The 21,130-nt window shown below is 51.4% G+C and carries 20 protein-coding genes; 10 read left to right on the top strand and 10 right to left on the bottom strand.

The genetic code is table 11. From position 1 onward, the window contains the following. Positions 1–51: 51 nt before the first annotated feature. Both CWC46_RS03430 and cpxP read right to left on the bottom strand, forming a co-directional pair. Positions 52–918 (bottom strand): ABC transporter substrate-binding protein, encoded by an 867-nt coding sequence (locus tag CWC46_RS03430; RefSeq protein ID WP_021013590.1) that lies wholly within the window; start codon positions 916–918, stop codon positions 52–54. 483 nt (positions 919–1,401) lie between these two features. Beyond that, positions 1,402–1,899: a cell-envelope stress modulator CpxP gene (cpxP, locus tag CWC46_RS03425; RefSeq protein ID WP_021013591.1), complete on the bottom strand. Its 498-nt coding sequence runs from the start codon at positions 1,897–1,899 to the stop codon at positions 1,402–1,404. Positions 1,900–2,050: 151 nt separating this feature from the next. Between cpxP and cpxR the strand changes: the two genes are divergently transcribed. The 4 genes from cpxR to CWC46_RS03405 all read left to right on the top strand — a co-directional run bounded on the left by cpxR (position 2,051) and on the right by CWC46_RS03405 (position 7,281). Further along, positions 2,051–2,749, top strand: a complete 699-nt coding sequence (cpxR, locus tag CWC46_RS03420; protein ID WP_021013592.1) for an envelope stress response regulator transcription factor CpxR — start codon at positions 2,051–2,053, stop codon at positions 2,747–2,749. Further along, complete coding sequence (gene cpxA, locus CWC46_RS03415) at positions 2,746–4,116, top strand: envelope stress sensor histidine kinase CpxA (protein WP_021013593.1); 1,371 nt, start codon at positions 2,746–2,748, stop codon at positions 4,114–4,116. The genes cpxR and cpxA overlap by 4 nt, the downstream gene beginning before the upstream one ends. 232 nt (positions 4,117–4,348) lie before the next feature. Then, positions 4,349–6,550: a PA5441 family protein gene (locus CWC46_RS03410; RefSeq protein WP_021013594.1), complete on the top strand. Its 2,202-nt coding sequence runs from the start codon at positions 4,349–4,351 to the stop codon at positions 6,548–6,550. Then, positions 6,520–7,281, top strand: coding sequence for a DUF3142 domain-containing protein (locus CWC46_RS03405; RefSeq protein ID WP_021013595.1), 762 nt, complete (start codon positions 6,520–6,522; stop codon positions 7,279–7,281). Before CWC46_RS03410 ends, CWC46_RS03405 begins: the two co-directional genes overlap by 31 nt. A gap of 70 nt (positions 7,282–7,351) precedes the next feature. Here CWC46_RS03405 and CWC46_RS03400 read toward each other — a convergent pair whose 3' ends face one another. Continuing rightward, the gene (locus tag CWC46_RS03400; protein ID WP_021013596.1) at positions 7,352–7,816 is read right to left on the bottom strand and encodes a tRNA (cytidine(34)-2'-O)-methyltransferase; all 465 of its coding nucleotides are present in this window, start codon (positions 7,814–7,816) and stop codon (positions 7,352–7,354) included. A 169-nt stretch (positions 7,817–7,985) separates the two neighbouring features. Between CWC46_RS03400 and CWC46_RS03395 the strand changes: the two genes are divergently transcribed. Next, on the top strand, positions 7,986–8,264 hold the full coding sequence (locus CWC46_RS03395) for a hypothetical protein (protein ID WP_021013597.1): 279 nt from the start codon (positions 7,986–7,988) through the stop codon (positions 8,262–8,264). Positions 8,265–8,281: 17 nt separating this feature from the next. On the opposite strand, the gene CWC46_RS03390 is transcribed toward CWC46_RS03395, so the two are convergent. From CWC46_RS03390 to ygbI, 7 genes are all read right to left on the bottom strand, one after another. Beyond that, complete coding sequence (locus tag CWC46_RS03390) at positions 8,282–9,238, bottom strand: AEC family transporter (protein WP_021013598.1); 957 nt, start codon at positions 9,236–9,238, stop codon at positions 8,282–8,284. A gap of 65 nt (positions 9,239–9,303) precedes the next feature. Next, positions 9,304–10,053: a glycerophosphodiester phosphodiesterase gene (ugpQ, locus tag CWC46_RS03385; RefSeq protein ID WP_021013599.1), complete on the bottom strand. Its 750-nt coding sequence runs from the start codon at positions 10,051–10,053 to the stop codon at positions 9,304–9,306. After that, a complete protein-coding gene (locus tag CWC46_RS03380) occupies positions 10,050–11,126 on the bottom strand; it encodes a sn-glycerol-3-phosphate import ATP-binding protein UgpC (protein ID WP_021013600.1) in 1,077 nt (358 codons plus the stop codon). The genes ugpQ and CWC46_RS03380 overlap by 4 nt, the downstream gene beginning before the upstream one ends. 81 nt (positions 11,127–11,207) lie before the next feature. After that, on the bottom strand, positions 11,208–12,056 hold the full coding sequence (gene ugpE, locus CWC46_RS03375; RefSeq protein ID WP_021013601.1) for a sn-glycerol-3-phosphate ABC transporter permease UgpE: 849 nt from the start codon (positions 12,054–12,056) through the stop codon (positions 11,208–11,210). Positions 12,057–12,067: 11 nt separating this feature from the next. Continuing rightward, positions 12,068–12,955, bottom strand: a complete 888-nt coding sequence (gene ugpA / locus CWC46_RS03370; RefSeq protein ID WP_021013602.1) for a sn-glycerol-3-phosphate ABC transporter permease UgpA — start codon at positions 12,953–12,955, stop codon at positions 12,068–12,070. A 53-nt stretch (positions 12,956–13,008) separates the two neighbouring features. Beyond that, a complete protein-coding gene (gene ugpB, locus CWC46_RS03365) occupies positions 13,009–14,328 on the bottom strand; it encodes a sn-glycerol-3-phosphate ABC transporter substrate-binding protein UgpB (protein WP_021013603.1) in 1,320 nt (439 codons plus the stop codon). A gap of 435 nt (positions 14,329–14,763) precedes the next feature. Next, entirely contained in the window at positions 14,764–15,525 is a 762-nt protein-coding gene (gene ygbI / locus CWC46_RS03360; protein WP_021013604.1) for a DNA-binding transcriptional repressor YgbI, read from the bottom strand. 300 nt (positions 15,526–15,825) lie between these two features. On the opposite strand from ygbI, the gene ltnD reads away from it, so the two are divergent. The 5 genes from ltnD (at position 15,826) to CWC46_RS03335 (ending at position 21,013) form a co-directional block, all read left to right on the top strand. Then, positions 15,826–16,740 carry an L-threonate dehydrogenase gene (ltnD, locus tag CWC46_RS03355; protein ID WP_021013605.1) on the top strand — a complete coding sequence of 305 codons (915 nt, stop codon included), beginning with the start codon at positions 15,826–15,828 and terminating at the stop codon, positions 16,738–16,740. Further along, complete coding sequence (gene otnK, locus CWC46_RS03350; protein ID WP_021013606.1) at positions 16,737–18,011, top strand: 3-oxo-tetronate kinase; 1,275 nt, start codon at positions 16,737–16,739, stop codon at positions 18,009–18,011. The genes ltnD and otnK overlap by 4 nt, the downstream gene beginning before the upstream one ends. Then, the gene (otnC, locus tag CWC46_RS03345) at positions 18,008–18,649 is read left to right on the top strand and encodes a 3-oxo-tetronate 4-phosphate decarboxylase (protein ID WP_021013607.1); all 642 of its coding nucleotides are present in this window, start codon (positions 18,008–18,010) and stop codon (positions 18,647–18,649) included. Before otnK ends, otnC begins: the two co-directional genes overlap by 4 nt. A 2-nt stretch (positions 18,650–18,651) precedes the next feature. Continuing rightward, the gene (gene otnI, locus CWC46_RS03340; RefSeq protein ID WP_021013608.1) at positions 18,652–19,428 is read left to right on the top strand and encodes a 2-oxo-tetronate isomerase; all 777 of its coding nucleotides are present in this window, start codon (positions 18,652–18,654) and stop codon (positions 19,426–19,428) included. 229 nt (positions 19,429–19,657) lie between these two features. Further along, positions 19,658–21,013 (top strand): GntP family transporter, encoded by a 1,356-nt coding sequence (locus tag CWC46_RS03335; RefSeq protein ID WP_021013609.1) that lies wholly within the window; start codon positions 19,658–19,660, stop codon positions 21,011–21,013. Positions 21,014–21,130: the final 117 nt, after the last annotated feature.

Here is a 21,130-nt window from a genome sequence, read left to right as displayed (position 1 = left end):
CATTCATTTATGGTGAATGTGGCCTACCATTTCACGATCATTTTTCTCACATTATTCGGTACTGAGTTTCACTTTTTCAATAGGCTCAAGTTTGTGATCTCGTTTTACGTTATAAACGGTTTGCGGTCCCAGCCATTTATTCCAAATAGTTTCCAGTTCCCCGTCCTGCTCCATTTTTTCCAACGTGCTATTTACTGCCGCCAGAAATTCGGGTTCACCTTTTTTAATACCCAGCGCATTAGGTTCCCAGCCGATAGGCTGATCAATAAAAGCAAAGTCGCCTTTACCTGCCCGCAGATAACGCATACCCGATGTCTGGGCAAACGCCAGTCCACTTACCTTATGCTGCTGCAACGCCAGGAATCCGGAAGGCGAATCATGATAGGTAACGATCTGTATCTTCGGGAAAGATTTACGCAGCCAGTACTCTGAGCTAGAACCAGACGTCATCCCGACACGTTTACCATTTAAGTCGGCCAGCGAGTTGTACCCCGCCGCAACAGGAACCAGAATTTTCAACGGCACTTGAAAATGCGAATCAGTAAATTCAATCTGTTTAGCGCGTTCGGGGGTGTATCCCAGCGCAGCAGAAAGAATATCAACACGCCCAATTTGTAATTCCGGGATACGTGCTTCGACGGAAAGGCTTTTTTGCACCATCCTGACACCCAGGTGATCCGCCAGCGCCTGACAGATATCCACATCGAATCCGGTGACTTTACGCGTTTTTGGATTGACAAAGCCTAACGGTTCCGTGGTGGAAAGTGTGCCGCAGACCATTTCACCCCGAGCCCTAATCTCCTGAAGTTGATTCGCAGAAACCGAATTAACCATGCTGAGCAAGCCAAATAGTGAGCCAGCCAGCATGCCGATGTTGATTTTCCTTTGCAGAGTACGACTTGTTTCTTGTTTAGCCACCGGCTAATCCTCCCAAGTGTGAATTGAAAATGAAACGACGTTAATAACAGATATTTGATTGAGTATTTTATTTTCATAATGTCATTATGATTTTAAGAATGCATAACGGATGCCAAAATACGGATGAGTTGAGAAAGTAAAACAAGAAATGGAATAAATATTTATATATCAGTTAGATAATGAAGACTGAACGCAACAACAGATATGAAGAATATACCCGTGACGCCCCTGACGGCATTAACATCAGGTGTTCAGTAGTGTGATCTGTCGCACCGTTTTGGTGAGAAATTGCTCCACAGAAGGGAAAACAAAACGCACCACTTCAATAACCTATATTTAGTTTTCGAACCCAAAAAAAAGCCCTCCATCAAGGAGGGCGAAAAGACAGGGATGGTGTCTATGGCAAGGAAAACAGGTACATCTTTTACACACTACTACTCTCGGCACTACTCACTACCAGGAAATAACTCATTACTGAAAACACTATTTAGACAAACTGAAATTCTGAGCATTCTGGTTCATCATCGACATTTGCTGCTGTATTTTCTGCATATACTGCTGATGTTCCTGATCCAGAGTCTCCTTCTGCTCGGGTGTCAGCAGGTTGTACATTTGGTTGCACACCCTGGCAATTTCTACGCGGCGCGCGACCTGCATATGAACCATTTTGCTCACTAACGCCTTGACAGCAGACGTATCAAAATTTTTCGCCACCACCAATCGGTGCATATCTTCCATATCGCCGACATCGTAAGAAGGTGTGCCATGACGAACTTGCTGCATCAAATCACGCATTTGCTGACGCTGATGTTCCGTCAACGTCACACCATCAAACATGCTTTGCTGACTCTGGTCACATTTCATGGCAGATTCATCATAATGCCAGTCACCCATTGGGAGACTTTCAGCGGCTGCCGTCACAATGATGCCGGACCCCAACATCAGCAACGAAGCAAGTGATAATGTGGCTACGCGTCGCATCAATGACTCCTCAGTGTGGTGGTGGCTCAGCGAATTAATGAGTTCAGTCTAATCGCCTTGCTGCAAACATGCGTCAGACGGTGTAAAACTACGTAAAGTCATGGAATAGCGGCTATCTATGACGTATTTTGCCCATGGAGGTAGATAAATCATGAATAAAATCCTGTTGGTTGATGACGATAAAGAGCTAACGTCTTTGCTCAAAGAATTGCTCGAAATGGAAGGCTTTGACGTCGTTGTCGCCTACGATGGCGAACAGGCGTTAAGCGTCCTGGATGACACGATTGACCTGTTATTGCTGGATGTCATGATGCCGAAGAAAAACGGCATCGATACATTGAAAGAAGTTCGCCAGCGTTACCAAACTCCGGTGATCATGCTGACAGCCCGCGGCAGCGAGCTGGATCGTGTGCTGGGTCTGGAACTGGGTGCGGATGATTATTTGCCTAAACCGTTTAATGACCGTGAACTGGTTGCGCGCATCCGTGCCATCCTGCGCCGATCTAACTGGACGGATCAACAACATGCCGGTGAAACCAGTGCACCCACGTTGGAAGTGGATGGACTGCGGCTAAACCCTGGGCGACAGGAAGCCAGCTTTGATGATGTTGTACTTGATCTGACAGGTACGGAGTTTACGCTGCTGTATCTGCTGGCCCAACGTCTCGGTCAGGTTGTTTCCCGCGAACATCTCAGCCAGGAAGTACTGGGTAAACGGCTGACACCTTTTGATCGCGCTATCGACATGCATATTTCCAATCTGCGACGCAAGTTGCCAGAACGTAAGGATGGGTTGCCCTGGTTTAAAACCCTGCGCGGGCGGGGTTATCTGATGGTTTCCACTGCATGATTAATAGTCTGACCGCCCGTATTTTTGCTATTTTCTGGCTGACACTGGCATTGGTGCTGGTGCTGGTGTTGATGTTGCCAAAGCTGGATTCACGGCAACTGACATCGCTGCTCGAAAACGAACAGCGCCAGGGTCTGATGCTGAAGCGGCATATTGAAGCCGAACTGGCTGCCGACCCGGCAAACGATCTGCTCTGGTGGCGACGCCTTTTCCGCGTCATCGAAAAATGGGCGCCTCCTGGACAGCGCCTGCTGCTGGTCACGAGTGAAGGTCGCGTTATCGGCGTTCAGCGTAACGAAATGCAGATAGTGCGCAACTTCATCGGTCAGTCCGATAACCCGGAGTTTCCCAAGAAGAAAAAATATGGGCGCGTTGAGCTACTTGGCCCTTTTATTGTGCATGATGGCGATGATAATTACCTGTTATACATAATCCGTCCATCCAGTAGCCCGCAATCCGATTTTATCAACCTACTGTTTGACCGCCCACTCCTGTTGTTGATCGTCACCATGCTCATCAGTTCACCACTGCTGCTGTGGCTGGCGTGGAGTCTGGCAAAACCGGCCCGTAAGCTGAAGAACGCGGCTGACGAAGTGGCTCGCGGCAATCTGCGTCAACATCCGGAACTGGAGTCAGGTCCACAGGAATTTCTGGCAACCGGTGCCAGCTTTAACCAGATGGTCAGTGCGTTGGAACGGATGGTCACCGTTCAACAACGGCTATTGTCCGATATCTCCCACGAATTACGCACACCGCTGACCCGTTTACAACTGGCCACGGCACTGCTTCGCCGCCGTCAGGGCGAAGGCAATGAACTCACCCGAATTGAAACGGAAACTCAACGACTGGACAGCATGATTAACGATCTGTTGTTGCTATCGCGTAATCAGCACAAGAACGAGCTATCACGGGAAGTGTTGGGTGCCGACGAACTGTGGGACGATGTATTGGCCAATGCCAGCTTTGAAGCCGAACAGATGGGGAAAACATTGGAGATCACTTCACCACCCGGTGCCTGGATGCTGTGCTGCAATCCATCGGCGCTCGACAGCGCATTAGAAAACGTAGTCCGTAATGCACTGCGTTATTCTCATCACCACATTGCCGTGGCGTTCTCTGCGGATCGCCTGGGTGTGACCATTGTCGTCGGGGATGACGGCCCTGGTGTCAGCCCAGACGATCGTGAACAGATTTTCCGTCCGTTCTATCGTACCGATGAAGCGCGTGATAGGGAGTCTGGCGGAACCGGTCTGGGCTTGGCGATTGTGGAAAATGCCATTTCGCAACATAACGGCTGGGTAAAAGCAGATGACAGCCCGTTAGGCGGCCTGCAACTCACTATCTGGTTACCGTTGTACCAGCGTTAGTTTCCTGTTTATGATACTCGGTGCTGGATGTTCAGCGCCCAGTATATCTCTGACGTCCATTCATTGAGTTTTTCTTTAGGTCGGGTAGAGTGTGTGCTCGACGCCGTTAGTTTTATATTCGGCGCTGACAACGGAGAAATTATCCCATTAGGCGCATGTCTTGCAGGGAGTTCCTGGCCTAATGAGATAGGTTCTTAAATGTCACCTGACACCTCACCACAGGAAAATGGGCATGAAAGGATTATTTGTACTGGCTGGCGTCGCCATTACCGTACTCAGCACTTATGCGTTCGGCTCCAGCGACGGCATCTGTGGCTTTTCAGATGCTGATTGCGGTATACCAGCACTGCCCTACCTCCTGCCTGATAACGATACTCGCACGAATCTGATGCTGCTGGAAAGCAGTCGCAATCATATTGACTTACCCATTCCCTTGCCAGTGCCGGATCAGGCCAGTTCTCGTATTGATCCGTTCACTGCTTATCGGGTAATGGGACTGGCGGCAACGGAAGACACCACGCAAGACGTCACGCCAAACAATGCGGCGGATGACAATGCCTCCGCCGATGATGTGGTGGCGCAGGAGAACGCGGTGCTACTGCAAAAAGCCGGACTGCTCCATCTTCCATCAGCTACACAGGAAAAGCTGCGCGACCTGACACCAATGGAGATGGAAGGACGCTGGGTTTCTAATGATTTGACTGCGTTGGCGACTTTTTTCGATGTATTGCTAAATGATAAAGATCTGGATGACGCGCAGCGTATCTTGCTGGCACAAATCCGGATAGACATCATCTCGACCGACCATCCTTCCAAGGCGATAGCGACGGAACGGGTCAATCTGCCGGATAGTGGCCATGCGGGCGATCTCAAGCACTACCTCGATAGCGCCGCAGCGTTTTATGAAGGGAATCTTGATCAGGCGGGCAGCGGCTTCCAGCAACTGGTCAACGCCAGCCAGCCGTGGGTGGCGGAAACCGCTCGTTATATGCTGATACGCGTTGCCATTAATGACGCGATGAAAAACGCGCAGGACGAATACAACATGTTCGATGCGCGCAAGATGGATAAACAAGCCGGACAGACCGCCGTACAACGTATTAACGACTATCTGAAGCACTATCCGCACGGGAACTACGCAGATTCGGCTCGTGGATTGTATCGTCGTGCCTACTGGATCATTGGTGATATGCGTGAACTGGCAGAAAGTTATCAGAAAACGCTGGCATCGGTGAATAACGTCAGCGATTTACAGGAAGTCAGTAATGAAGTTGACAACAAATTGCTGGAAGACAGTCGATTTATTGCTTCGGCTGAAGTGCCCGTTCTGATGCTGGTGCAGGATATCAAACGCCTGCGTAGTGAGGATGGCTGGATGGGTCTTCCCGCGTTGAAGCAAGAAGAGATTAACCAGCAGCGGCCGTGGTTTGAAAAAGCGGGCATGCGGGATGAATATCGTTACCTGCAAGCTGCATTTCAGTTTTACCAACAGAAGGATTATGCGGCAGTACTCAAAACCATCCCTATGACCACTCGCCAGGACCTGACCCACACTACGGCGTTCAGTTCGCAGGTTCTGCGTGGTTTGGCACTGGACCATCAGAAACAATGGAGCGCCGCCACCGCGCATTGGCGTCATCTTTTAACCCTGAAAACCAACTATACCCAACAACAGTTTCTGCAACTGGCGCTAGCGCAAACACTGGTCAACAGTGGCCACCCGGAGCTGGTGTTCACACCGGAAAGTCCGATAACTAACCTGCGTTTTCGCTCGGCAATACTGAAAATCAGCGCGAATGCCGACCTGCTGCGTAAGCAGACCGGCCCCGAGCAAAGCCATGAAGAGCGGGCGATTGCGTTACATACCCTGTTAACCAAACAGTTAACACACGGTGATTACGCCGGTTACCTGAAAGACAGCGCATTGCTGAAATCTATTGCGCCGCTGAAAAGCACCGAAAACCAAAGCTGGAGTGAGGATGATCTGACAGTGTTTGACTGGGACGGCAGTGATACCGAAGATGGCTATCAATGCCCGACGTTGCAACAGACGGTCACCACGCTGAGCCAGAATCCGAATGATGCCCACGCCATTAACTGTCTGGGAGAATTTTTCCTGCGCACCGGAAATACAGTAGGATTCGATTGGGGAGAAAACAATATGCTCAGCGGCCTGACGGAAGCCGTAAGCCAGTTTACTGGTGATGAGCATAACCGCCTGGATGGTTACATGCAGGTCATCGCCTCTCCGAAAGCGCCACCGGAAGACAAGAGTTATGCGCTCTACCGCGCAATTTATTGTTACGCCCCCAGCGGCTATAACGACTGTGGATCACAGAACATCAGTAAGGCGACCCGCAGAGCCTGGTTCCAACAACTCAAAACCGAGTTTAAAGGCAGTCAATGGGCGATGCAGCTCAAATACTATTGGTGACGCGTATCGCCTTGCTGACCAGCCTTTTAGTGCTTAGTCCGGTGGTTTATAGCGCCGTTAACGCCGCTCACTATCATGCATTCTGGTTGTGGGCAGCTGTCCGGCCTCAGCCAGTGTTGCATCAGGCAGAGACACTTTATCTGCATCAGGGAGAGATCACCCGTCGTCAGGGCAAAACCGTCTTTCTGCGACAGGGAATTCCTGTCAGCAAGCTGCATATCAACCATTTGTGGCTCACCTATCGCGTCTCAACACTGAACATCAGTGAAAAGCAGCTACGCCGGATGTTAAAAATACGGGAGAAATGGCTCGCCAACGGTAATCAGGTTGCGGGTATTCAAATTGATTTCGACGCACGAAGCTATGAATTAGCACATTACGTAACCTTCCTGCAGACACTGCGGCGACAGTTGCCCACAGCGTGCCGCCTGAGCGTTACCGGCCTGCTGGACTGGGCGAAAACCGGTGACATTAAGCAGCTTAACCGACTGAATCACGTCGTGGATGAACTGGTGGTACAAACCTATCAGGGGCGCCATACCATCAATAATTACCGTGATTATCTGCCCGCCCTGCTGGCACTAAAAGTTCCCTTTCGTATTGGGCTAATACAGCATGGACGGTGGGACGATCGCTGGCAATATCGACTAGCCGCCTCACCTTTCTACCGCGGCGAAGCGGTATTTCTTATCAATCCGGTTCCTGCCCGACGGGTGCCGATCACCCATTGAGTCGATTTTCTGCGAACCAGAGAGAAGTATGGTTCACCATCCTTCTGGCAAGTATCGATATCACTAAAGACTAGCGCCGACCACCAAATCCGTTTTGTCGCCAGGCTTCGTAGCTAATAATCGCCACCGAATTAGAAAGATTCAGGCTGCGACAGTCAGGCTCCATTGGAATGCGGATACGACATTCCGGCGCAAAACCGTTACGGATAGCATCCGGCAGTCCAGACGTTTCCGAACCGAACAGCAACACATCGCCGGGCTGATAATTGGGCTCGTCATATGGACGACTGCCTTTGGTGGTGCAGGCAAAAATACGGCATCCTTCCACCGCCTGCAGAAATTCCTGATAGTTTTTATGACGACTGACACTGGCCAGATCGTGATAATCCAGTCCGGCACGGCGCAATTTTTTTTCTTCAAAATCGAAACCGAACGGTTCAATCAAATGCAGGAAACAGCCATTATTGGCTGCCAGCCGGATGATATTGCCAGTATTGGGTGCAATTTGTGGCTCGTAGAGCGCAATATGAAACATGGGATGAGGTCAATCGCAAAGAAAATTTTGACGGCAGTATATATCATTCATAGGGATCACCCCAAAACCGGGGGCTCACCGATGCCGGTGTCTATATCAGGACGATTCATTGATTGACGATTATACTTAAGATACGTTTACTAAAATGGACTATTGTTACCGAGGTCATATGAATAAAACACTTATCCCGGTCATACTACTGACTTCACTGCTACTGCCGCTGGCGGTACAGGCCGGTAATGCACAGGCGCCTTCAGCCCAGCAGAAAGAATTTGATAACGGCATTAGCAGCCAGAAAAAGCTGCTACAGAATATGCAACAGAATCAAAAGATACATCAACAGAGCCTGAACCAGGATATCAAGCAGCGCAGCCGTGAACAGCAACAGCAGTTGCAATTACAGCTCCAGCAACAACGACTACAGGCACAGAAACCGAATTCAAAATAACGCGGCAGAACCGGACATCACATCCGAACCCCCATCAAGGTCAGAATCAGCGGCGTAGTAACCGCCGCCAGCGCGGTAGACATCAGCAGGCTGGCGGCGATAGGACCACCCAGCACATTAAACTGACGTGACATCAGATAGATATTAACGCCTACCGCCATTGAGCCAAGTAGCACCACCACCCGGGTTTCCATCTCCGGCAGGCCAAGCGCCCGGGCCAACAGCCACACCACCAGCGGTTGTACCAACAATTTGATAATGCAGACAGCCATGCTGATCTGCCAACCATCACGGACACGGTATTCCGCCAGTCCCATTCCCAGCGCCACCAGCGACAGTGGTACCGCGATTTGCCCCAGCATGGCGATCGGCTTATCAATTGTGGATGGTAGCGACAACCCAGTGAGACTAAATAACGTGCCAGAAAGAATGCCAACAATCAGTGGGTTTTTCAGTACGCCAAGCGTGGTTTTAGTGAATCCCTGCATGGACAGCGTACCGTTGCGCGCCCACTCTACCGATATAGTGACCAACGTCCACAAAATCAGGCCATTAAACACCAGCACCAACGCTACTGACGGGATAGCTGCTGGCCCCAGCATCAGGGTAGCTATCGGCAAACCCAGCATCACGTTATTGGAAAAGATACCGCTTAGGGCAAATACAGAGCCGGATACACCATCCAGCCGGAATATCTTGTTGGCAATTAGCCGTCCCAGCACAAATACAATCATGCAACTGCCGAAAAAAGCGATCAGCAAACGAGCATCCACGGACGGTCGTTTGGAGAAATCGCACATCATGCGAAACAGCATGGCAGGCAGGGCAACGGAGAATACAAATTTGCTGAGAGCATCCGTGACCGCAGTAGACCATCTTCCGCAACGGATCAGGCCGTAACCCAGCATAATCAATACAAACAGAGGTAATGACAGGAAAATCTGGTGCCAGAGAGAAATGATAAACGTGGGCATTGCCCCTTCCTTAACGCTTATTTTTAACCGGCACTCAGTGCGCTAATCGGCAAGACAAGCAGAATTCAGCCGGCAGCAAAGTCTGCCCCAATCAAATCTATCCGGTCAGTACAGATACAGTCAACGCCCCATTGCAACAAGGTCCGTACTCGCGCTGGCTGATTGACGGTATAAACCAGTATGCGTAACCCGGCATCTTTCAGTAACGCCACTCGAGATTCATCCAGCAATTGATGATTCAGATGAATGGAGACACAGCCCAGGCGTTGCGTCAGGACTTGCCAGTCGTCATTCCATTCATCCAGCAACAGGCCACGCGGCAATCCTGGTACCGCTTGCTGTGCCGCCGCCAACGCCTCCACCGCAAAAGACGAAAGCAACGGCGCCACCGGATGGTCCCGCCACAATTGCTGGGCTGCCAGCGCGACCACCCGCCCGGTTTCAGCTTCACAGCCAGTGGTGGGTTTGATTTCGATATTTGCCGCCATACCATATTTTGCACAACGCTGTGCCACCTCAGAAAGCAGTGGCAGCGGCTCGCCCTTGAAATCCTGACTGTACCAACCACCGGCATCCAGCGTAACCAGCTTATCCCACGGCAACAAACCCGCCATACCCCAACCATTGCTGGTACGATCCAACGTGTCGTCATGTAGCAGGAAAACCTGCCCGTCCTGCGATAGCTTGGCGTCGAACTCAATCATCCGGTGACCGTGCCGGGCACCGACATCAATCGCCGCCAGCGTGTTTTCAGGTGCCAACGAACCGCCGCCACGGTGGGCGACGATAGCCGGGTAAGGCCAGTTATTTATCATGCTTCTATCCGTAATCCGCTTTGTGAATCAAATAAATGCCATGCTGTTTCCGGCAAATGCAGCCACAAGGTCGACCCCACGTCCGGGCAGTGTTCATGCGACAAACGCACAATAATATTTTGCCCCGCCCATTTACCGTGCGCCAGATTATCCGCGCCCAGCAACTCCAGTGTGTCGACGATCAGCGGAATGCCGCCCGCCGCTTGTGTAGAGAGCTGAATATGCTCCGGACGCACACCCAGCGTCAATGCACATCCCTGCCATTGTGGTTTCGGTATCGACAATGGAATGGCAAAATCGGGTGACAGGGCAAAACGGCTACCATCATCACTCATGTTTCCGGCCCATAGATTCATGGCCGGAGAACCGATAAAGCTGGCTACAAACAGGGACGCCGGGCGGCGGTAGATTTCCGCCGGTGCGCCAATCTGCTCGGCGACGCCTTTATTCATCACAATCACCCGCTGGGCCAGCGTCATCGCTTCCACTTGATCGTGAGTGACATACAGGCTGGTGGTTTTCAGTCGCCGGTGCAGTTGCTGCAACTCAAGACGCATCTGCACACGCAGCTTGGCATCCAGATTCGATAACGGTTCATCAAACAGGAACACCGACGGTTCCCGCACAATGGCACGTCCCATCGCCACACGCTGCCGCTGACCGCCAGACAGCTCACGCGGTTTACGCGTCAGCAAGGGCTGTAGTTCCAGAATACGGGCCGCTTCCTCTACTCGCTGGCGAATATGCCCTTTACCAAACCCGCGAATTTTCAGCCCGTAAGCCATATTATCGTAAACGTTCATATGTGGATAAAGCGCGTAGTTCTGGAAAACCATCGCAATACCGCGATCTTTCGGCTCCCGATCGGTCACCCGTTCGTCACCGATATAGATATCGCCACTGGTGGTCTGTTCCAGCCCCGCCACCATCCGCAACAGTGTGGATTTCCCGCAGCCGGATGGCCCGACCATCACCACAAATTCACCGTCTGCCACATCCAGATCAATGGGCTGAATTACCTGTGTTTTGCCGTCGTAGGATTTGGTAACGGCCTGAAGTTTTAAACATGCCATAAAAAATATCCGGGGGAAAATACGTAACGCCGCGCAACAGCGGCCCTCTGATTAACGGGCAAGATAACCCGCCATAACGTTTTATTTCTCACTATCAACCAGGCCGCGCACGAACCAGCGTTGCATCAGCATCACAACCAACAACGGCGGCAACATGGTCAGCAACATTGCCGACATCACCTGATTCCACTCGGTTGGGCTATCACCGATGGCAATCATGCTCTGAATACCGGCCACCGCCGTACCCAGACGAGCATCGCTTATAATCAGCAATGGCCATAGATACTGATTCCAGCCATAAATGAACGTGATGACAAACAGTGCCGCCAGATTGGTTTTGGATAATGGCAGCACCATGTCGAAGAAAAAGCGCATCGGGCCAGCACCATCAATGCGCGCCGCTTCCAATAGTTCATTCGGTAAGGTCATGAAGAATTGCCGAAACAGAAATGTGGCAGTGGCAGACGCCATCAGCGGCAGAGTCAATCCGGTGTAACTGTTCATGATATGGAGCTGGGACATCACCTCAATCGTCGGAAAAATACGTACTTCTACCGGTAGCATCAAGGTGATAAAAATAAGCCAAAAGAATAGATTACGGAACGGAAAGCGGAAATAAACGATGGCAAAGGCGGAAAGCATCGACACGCTGATTTTCCCCAGCGTAATGGTCAGCGCCATGATAAAACTGTTAATCAGCATCCGTCCGAAAGGGGCGCTGTTATTGTCGCCGACACCATGTTGCCAGATGTAGCTCAGGTTTTCCCACAAATGGCCGCCGGGAATCAGCGTCATCGGCACCTGAAATACCTGATCATGATCCAGCGTCGCAGCGACAAACGCCACATACAGCGGAAACAACACCACCAGAATGGCAATAACCAGCATGATATGGCTGAAAATATCCAACCCGCGACGTTTTTCAATCATTGCGTTCCTGATCATTGATAATTCACCCTTCGTTCGACAAAGCGGAACTGAATCACGGTCAGAACAATAACCACAAACATCAGCACCACTGACTGCGCCGCCGAGCTGGAGAGATCGAGTCCGGCAAACCCTTCGCGGTAGATCTTGTAAATCAGCGTGGTGGTGGCCTGCACCGGCCCACCCTCCGTGGCGGCATCAATCACCGGGAAAGTATCAAAGAAGGCGTACACCAGGTTGACCACCAGCAGAAAGAAACTCACCGGCGAAATCAGCGGTAGTACCAGATTGAAAAAACGCCGGACTGGACCGGCACCGTCAATCGCCGCCGCTTCAATCAGGGAGCGGGGTATCGATTGCAAGGCAGCCAGAAAAAACAGGAAGTTATAGCTGATTTGTTTCCACACCGACGCCAGCACCACCAGAAACATCGCCTGGCCGCTATTCTGTGCGTGGTTCCAGTTATACCCAACCTGTTCCAGTGCATAAGTAATCAACCCCATTCCGGGATTGAACAAAAACATCCACAATACCGCTGCGACAGCCGGCGCCACAGCGTAAGGCAGCATCAGCAGCGTCTGGTAAAAACGGCTGAAACGGATGACATAGTCCACCAATGCCGCCAGAAACAACGAAATAATCAACCCGGAACCCGCCACCAGAGAACTGAATACCAGCGTGGTGTAAAACGCTCCCAGGTAATAGGTGTCGTGGAGCAGGTTGACGAAGTTAGCCAGCCCGACAAATTGGCTGGATAACCCGAACGGATCCACGTTTTGTACCGAATACCACAGTGCCTGCCCGGCAGGCCAGAGGAAAAAAACCACAGTGATCGCCATCTGCGGTAAAACCAGTGCATAGGGTAGCCAGCTGCGACCAAAAACAGGACGGGAAGAGGTCATGGACATCGTTCTCAGAAAGGGATGGCCGATTCCTTTCGGCCCGGAATACAATTTTACTTATTGGCTTGTTCAAAACGACGCAACAGCACATTGCCGCGCGCTACGGCGGAATCCAGCGCTTGTTGCGGGGTTTTCTTACCAGTCCAGACGCTTTCCAGCTCTTCATCCATAACAGCACGAATCTGCGGCATGTTGCCCAGACGTATACCCTTGGTGAACGGCAACGGCGGCTTGTTCAGCATCTGACGAGTTGCAATATCTGCGCCGGGGTTCTTAGCATAAAAACCCTGCTGTTTGGTCAACTCATAAGCAGCAGTCGTAATCGGCAGATAACCGGTTTTCTGATGCCACTCGGCAGCAATTTTCGGCGATGTCAGGAACTGCAAGAACTCAGCGACACCTTTATAAGTTGCGGCATCTTTACCTTTCATCACCCACAGGCTGGCCCCACCGATGATGGCGTTTTGCGGTGCGCCTTTTACGTCCGCGTCATAAGGCATCATTGCTACGCCGAAGTTGAATTTGGCGTATTGGCGGATGTTGGCCAGTGAGCCGGAAGAAGTGGTAAGCATGGCGCAATCACCGTTATAGAACTTCGGGGTCGCTTCATCTTTACGGCCGTAGTAGCTGAAATCACCTTTCTTAAGCATATTTTCCAACATCTGGATATGCCTGACCTGCACCGGCTTGTTGAATTCCAACACAGCATCCATACCGTCAAAACCGTTGTTTTTAGTGGCGAAGGGCAAACCATTCCAGGCGCTGAAGTTTTCAAGCTGAACCCAGCCCTGCCAGCCGCTGGTATAACCGCACTTCATACCGGCAGCACGCAATTTGGCGGCGTCTGTGGCCAATTGCTGCCAGGTTTTAGGTGGCTGTTCTGGATTAAGACCGGCTTTTTTGAAGGCATCTTTGTTGTAATACAGTACCGGTGTTGAGCTGTTAAATGGCTGCGACAGCAGGTGCCCGGTTTTGGAATCGGAGTAATAGCCGGATATCGAGGGAACAAACGCTTTCTCATCGGATGGGATGCCGGCCTGTTGGAACACCTGGTAGACAGGCATGATCGCCTTGCTGGCCATCATGGTAGCCGTGCCCACTTCATAAACCTGTAAGATGGCAGGTGGATTACCACTGCGGAATGCAGCAATACCCGCCGCCAGATTTTGGTCGTAGTTACCTTTGTAGACGGGTACGATTTTGACATCGCTATGGCTCTGGTTAAAGCGGTCCACCAGCGAATTCACAGTCTTGCCCAATTCACCGTCCATTGAGTGCCAGAAAGGGATCTCGGTTACCGCCAGTGCCTGAGTGCTAAGTGCCATTGTAATGGCTACACCGGCTACGGCTTTACGAATAGCGTGGTTAAACATGCCTGTCTCCTGGAATCATTGATTACGCCTGAGTAAAACGGCGTGTTTTATATTCGGGAGCTAACATGGCATGCCCAGATGACAGAAAAATAACCACTAAATGACAGACAAATGACAACTGCATACGATTGCATTCCGCCACCGTGCGTTTGGCCTGTCAATCTGATTATCATGTCGCTATTGTTCGCAAAATACGCATTCCCATTTTATGTCGCGCACTGTTTCGACTACCAACAACACGCTATTTTTTATTATGTGAGAAAGTGATCTTTTTATTATCAGAATATTGCTTCCTCACAGGGCAACCCGCCCCGCGTCTCATGCCGGTCAGTTAAACACCGAGATACACGGGCCGACCACAGGAGTGCGGTGCCCCTCCGGGAACCTCATCCTGCATTTCCCCTAAAATCTGTCTATCGGCATAACAATGCCACATCACCGCGCCACCAGTACCTCAACGTCTATTTTCCTCAACGCGTCCTGTGCGGCAATGGGTAAACCATCGTCGGTAATAATGCTGTCAAATACCGTTAGTGGTGTCGCCAGATAGGTGGCGATACGACCGTATTTTGAGGTGTCGCTTAGTAAAATGCGCTTGCTGCTGGCTGCCACTATCGCCCGTTTGACGGCGACTTTGTCTTCATTGGGCGTGGACAAGCCGCGCAGGCTCCAGGAAGAAGCCGAAACAAACGCGATATCAATAAACAGATTACGCAGTGCCTGCGCCGCCGCTTCTCCCACGCAGGAGCAGTTTTCCCGGCACAAGGTGCCGCCGGTGTGGATCATACGACACTGGCTGGATTCAATTAAAAACCCGGCAATGACAAAATCGTTGGTGACAATCAGCAAATCGTCCCGTGCCGCCAGTTGCCGCGCCAGCGATAGCGTAGTAGTGCCTGCATCCAGATAAATACAGCTGTTGTGCGGGATCTGCTGCGCCGCCAGCCGGCCAATCGCGTCTTTCTGCTGGCTGAACATGACAGATTTATCCTGATGAGACGGTTCTGCCGCCAGCCGTTCCGGCGAACGCACACCACCGGACACACTGAGTAGTAGCCCATCCTGTTCCAATTTTTGCACGTCTCGTCGTACCGTCATGTGCGATACGCCCAGCGTTTCCATCAGTTCGCTGATGCTGACCACGCCACGTTCAGTAATCAGTGACAAAATCTTTTGATGACGCTCTACCGGTATCACCACGCACTCCTGTTAGTTTTCGTGATAAATATTGTGATATCACTCATTATTCAGGGTGATAATTACCATAAATTCACGTTATAAGCCATGCAGCGATTAACATATTCAACATAGCCTTAAATATAACCTGTTGATATAAAAAGCTTACTAACATTTATCACAAACATTGCTTTCACTGGAGCGTTTGATAATACCACCCGAATGTTAATTTATGTGATGACAGTCACCATAATAACAGACAACTGCGCTTACATTTAACACAATAGAACAAATAATCACTAAACTTAACAGGCGACAGTCATGAATGAAACCTTAACGTATTCGGTAGCGGTCATCGGTCTGGGATCGATGGGATTTGGTGCAGCCACGTCCTGCATCAACGCCGGGCTCACTACCTATGGCATCGATATCAACCCGCAGACACTGGAGCGCTTGCGCCAGGAAGGTGCGGCACAAACCGCCACCCGTATCGACGACTTTGCCAACCAGTTGGACGCCGTAGTCCTGCTGGTCGTGAATGCCGCGCAGGTGAAAAGCATTCTGTTCGGTGAAGCGAGTGTCGCCGCCAAACTCAAGGCCGGTACGGCGGTCATGGTGTCATCCACCATTTCAGCGCAAGATGCCAAAGACATTGCCGCACAATTGGCAGAGCATCAGTTGTTGATGCTCGACGCCCCGGTATCTGGCGGCGCGGTCAAGGCCGCTGCCGGTGATATGACCGTCATGGCCTCCGGCAGCGACGATGTATTCAACAAACTGGAGCCGGTATTGAACGCGGTAGCGGGCAAGGTGTATCGCATCGGCAACGAAATTGGCCTCGGCGCCACCGTAAAAATCATTCATCAGTTACTGGCAGGTGTGCATATCGCCGCCGGAGCAGAAGCAATGGCGCTGGCAGCCCGGGCCGGTATCCCGCTGGACGTAATGTACGATGTAGTGACCCACGCCGCTGGCAACTCGTGGATGTTTGAAAACCGGATGCGCCACGTAGTGGACGGCGACTATACGCCAAAATCCGCCGTCGATATCTTCGTCAAGGATCTGGGATTGGTGACCGACACCGCCAAAGCGCTGCATTTCCCGCTGCCGCTGGCTTCCACCGCTTTCAATATGTTTACTGCCGCCAGCAACGCCGGATTTGGTAAGCAGGATGACAGTGCGGTGATCAAAGTCTTCAGCGGTATTACGCTGCCGGAAAAACGGGAGGACGCATGATCACTCTTGGCGTTATCGCAGACGATTTTACCGGCGCTACGGATATCGCCAGTTTTCTGGTGCAGAATGGCCTGCCGACCGTACAACTGAATGGCGTGCCGGAAGCCGATTATCAGATAACGGCGCAGGCAGTGGTCATTAGCCTGAAGTCCCGCTCCTGTCCGGCTGAACAGGCGGTTACCGACGCACTGAAGGCGCTCGCCTGGCTACAGCAACAGGGCTGCCAGCAGTTCTATTTCAAATATTGCTCCACTTTCGACAGCACCGTCCACGGGAATATCGGGCCGGTGACCGATGCGCTGCTGGACGCGTTGGGCGAATCTATGACGGTGATTTCCCCGGCGTTGCCGGTGAATGGTCGTACCGTGTATCAGGGTTATCTGTTTGTGATGGGGCAGTTGCTGTCGGAATCCGGCATGCGTCACCACCCGGTCACCCCTATGACGGACAGTAACCTGCTGCGGCTAATGGAACAGCAGGCCAATGGACACGCAGGTCTGGTGCCATACGCCGTCATGGACCGGGGTCCAGCGGCGGTAAAACAGCATTTGGCGCAACTTCGGGAACAGGGATGCCGCTACGCGGTACTGGATACCCTGAACGAACAGCATCTGTTGACACAGGGCGATGCGCTGCGGGAAATGAAACTGGTGACCGGCGGTTCCGGGCTGGCTATCGGTCTGGCGCGGGTGTGGGCCACATCAGCGCCACAATCAACCACCGCCACGCAAGCCGGATTACCACAACCGGGCGCTGGTATAGTGCTTTCCGGCTCCTGTTCAGTGATGACCAACCAACAGGTGGCGCGTTATTGCCAGCAGGCCGCCCATCAGGCCATCGATGTGGCCCGTTGCCTTGAAAGTGAGAGCGCACTGCAAACTTATGCTCATGAACTGGCTCGCTGGGCAGAGGAACACCGCAACGACGTGCTGGCACCGTTACTGTACGCCACCGCGGCACCGGAAGCATTGGCCACTATTCAACAACGTTTTGGGGCACAAGCCAGCAGTCATGCGGTAGAAACCCTGTTCGCCTGCGTGGCCAGCCAGCTACAGACGGCAGGATTCCGGCGTTTTATCATCGCTGGCGGCGAAACCTCCAGCAGGGTGGTGCAAACGTTGGGCATTCGCGCGTTCCACATCGGTCCGACTATTTCCCCTGGCGTTCCGTGGGTTAAATCCACCGACCATCCGTTATCACTGGCATTAAAATCCGGCAACTTTGGTGATGAAGACTTTTTTGCCCGAGCACAACAGGAGTTTGCCTTATGACAGGTCGTCAGCCCACCCATGAGCAACTGGCGCGTGACGAAATGGTCAGGCTGGGTGCGTCATTTTTTCAGCGCGGTTATGCCACTGGCTCTGCGGGCAATCTTTCGCTGCTGCTGGATGATGGCACGCTACTCGCTACCCCGACGGGTTCCTGTCTGGGCGAATTGCAGGCAGAGCGACTTTCGAAGGTCAGGCTCGATGGAAAATGGCTTTCCGGCGATAAACCCTCTAAAGAAGTGAGTTTCCATCGGGCGCTGTATCTTAATAACCCGGCTTGCCGTGCCGTGGTACATCTACACAGTACCTATTTAACCGCGCTCTCCTGTCTGGAAGGATTAAATACACAGGATGCCATCCGGCCCTTTACGCCATATGTGGTAATGCGGGTTGGTCAGGTGCCGGTGGTGCCTTATTACCGTCCGGGAGATGCCCGTCTGGGTGAAGACCTGGTCGCACTCGCACCACACTATAGCGCCTTTCTGCTGGCTAATCATGGTCCGGTGGTCACTGGCAAGGATTTGCGGGCCGCCGCAGACAATATGGAAGAGCTGGAAGAAACCGCCAAACTGATTTTCATTCTTGGCGACCGACGTATTCGCTACTTAACTGGCGAAGAAATTGCTGAATTACGGAGTTAATCATGCCGAAATTTGCTGCAAACCTTTCGACCCTGTTTACCGAACTGCCCTTTCTGGAGCGTTTTCAGGCTGCCGCTGAGGCGGGTTTCAACGGCGTTGAATTTTTATTCCCTTATGAATATCCAGCCGAGGTACTGGCTGAGAAATTACAGCATTACGGGCTTCAGCAGGTATTATTTAATACCTCGCCAGGTAATATCGCGGCGGGTGAATGGGGAGTCACCGCGTTGCCGGAACGGGTAGAGGATGCGCACCGGGATATTGATCGCGCGTTGGAATATGCCATCGCCTTGAATTGTCCTTCCGTACATATTATGGCGAGTGTTATTCCAGAAGGTGCGGATATTTCTCTTTATCAGCGCACCTATATTGAGAATATTCGCTACGCGGCCGATAAGTTTGCCCCGCACAATATTAGCATCATGCTGGAAGCACTAAACCCGGGTCTGAAACCCCGTTATCTATTGGCCAGCCAATATCAAACACTGGAGATGGTAAACCGGATTGATCGCGACAATGTCTGGGTGCAGTTGGATCTCTATCACGCCCAAATTGTTGATGGTAATTTGACACAGATTATGCGGGAAATGCAGGGTCGTTACGGTCATGTTCAGATTGCCGCCGTACCGGGACGTCATGAACCTGATGAAGGAGAAATAAATTACCCATTCTTATTTGAAGAACTGGATCGTCTCGGTTATTCCGGCTGGGTAGGTTGTGAATATAATCCACGCGGGAATACAAAAGAGGGATTAGGCTGGATTAAACCCTGGCAATAAGTATATCGACATCTTTCACGTTACAATTGCATTGTCGCTTTCCTGTAACGTGACACTTATTGGATATGTTCATTATTATAAAAATGAAATTCAGGAGTAATTGTCATCACTGACCATTACTCCATGAACATCTTTTTATCTTAAAAAAATAAAAAATACTTCCTGCTATTACCTGCAATAACAGGAAAAACATCAACGCATAAATATTATTTAATTGAGGGTCAGAATTATGTCAACCTCAGCATTACTCTGCATCGCAATACTGGGCGTATTATTACTGCTCTTGTTAGTAATAAAAATAAAAATACAGCCTTTTGTGGCGCTATTAATAGTCAGCTTACTGGTAGGACTGTCTACCGGCATTCCCACCAGCGAAATCATGAAAGTGATGACCAGCGGGATGGGGGGCGTGCTAGGGTCAGTCACCATGATCATCGGTCTGGGCGCCATGCTGGGCAGGATGATTGAGGTTTCCGGCGGTGCCGAATCCCTGGCAAAGCGTTTTACTCAACTATTGGGAACACACCGGATTATTGCCGCACTAACCATCGCAGCATTTATTCTCGGTATCCCGGTGTTCTTCGATGTCGGTTTTATTATTCTGGCCCCGATTATTTATGGTTTTGCCAAGGTCGCCAAAGTATCACCACTGAAATTCGGTTTACCGATGGCGGGTGTCATGCTGACCGTCCATGTGGCGATGCCGCCTCATCCTGGCCCGGTTGCCGCAGCAGGGTTGCTGAATGCGGATATTGGCTGGCTGACCATGCTGGGCATAGCCGTTGCCATCCCGGTCGGTGTCATCGGTTTTTGGATGTCGACGTTCATTAACCGCCGCAACTACGCCCTCTCCATTGACGTTTTGGAACAGTTGCAGTTAGCCAAATCGGAAGACAGCACGACACCGCTGAATACCCGCGCACCGTCCGCCGGGCTGATCACCGCCTTGATTGTGATACCGATCGCCATCATCATGCTGGGTACGGTCTCTGCCACGATTCTACCGGCAGGGCATCCCATCCGTAATCTGTCCACACTGGTTGGTGCGCCGGCGGTGGCACTGCTTGTCGCGCTAACACTGGCATTTTTCTTTATTGCCCGTCGTCAGGGATGGACGCTGGAAAAAACCGGGATGGTGATGGGTGATGCAATGCCAGCGGCAGCCGTTGTGATTATGGTCACCGGCGCTGGCGGGGTATTCGGTAAAGTACTGGTGGAATCGGGTGTCGGTAAGGCACTGGCTGAGACACTAACCAGTATCCATCTGCCACTGATACCGGCCGCGTTTATTCTCTCCCTGGCACTGCGAGCCTCTCAGGGTTCAGCTACCGTTGCCATTCTCACCACCTGTGGATTGTTAACCCAGGCAGTTAGTGGTTTAAACCAGATCCAATTGGTGCTGGTCACGCTGTCGGCCTGTTTTGGCGGCCTGGGATTATCACATGTAAACGATTCTGGATTCTGGATTGTCACCAAATATCTTGGATTGTCCGTCTCTGATGGGCTGAAAACCTGGACGCTACTCACCACAGTACTTTCTCTGTCAGGATTTTTTATCATCTGGGGTTTGTGGCTGGTAATCTGATATTTTATTCCTGCATCTGAGAATCCTGTCACAGATGCAGGTATTTCTATGTGGCGATCGCCAACATTACAATCGACAAATCACGCTCACTTCCTTATTCTTATTATTAAATAATAG

The organism is Prodigiosinella confusarubida (assembly GCF_002847015.1).
Lineage (GTDB): Bacteria > Pseudomonadota > Gammaproteobacteria > Enterobacterales > Enterobacteriaceae > Prodigiosinella > Prodigiosinella aquatilis.
This window is presented reverse-complemented; position numbering and strand designations above follow the sequence as displayed.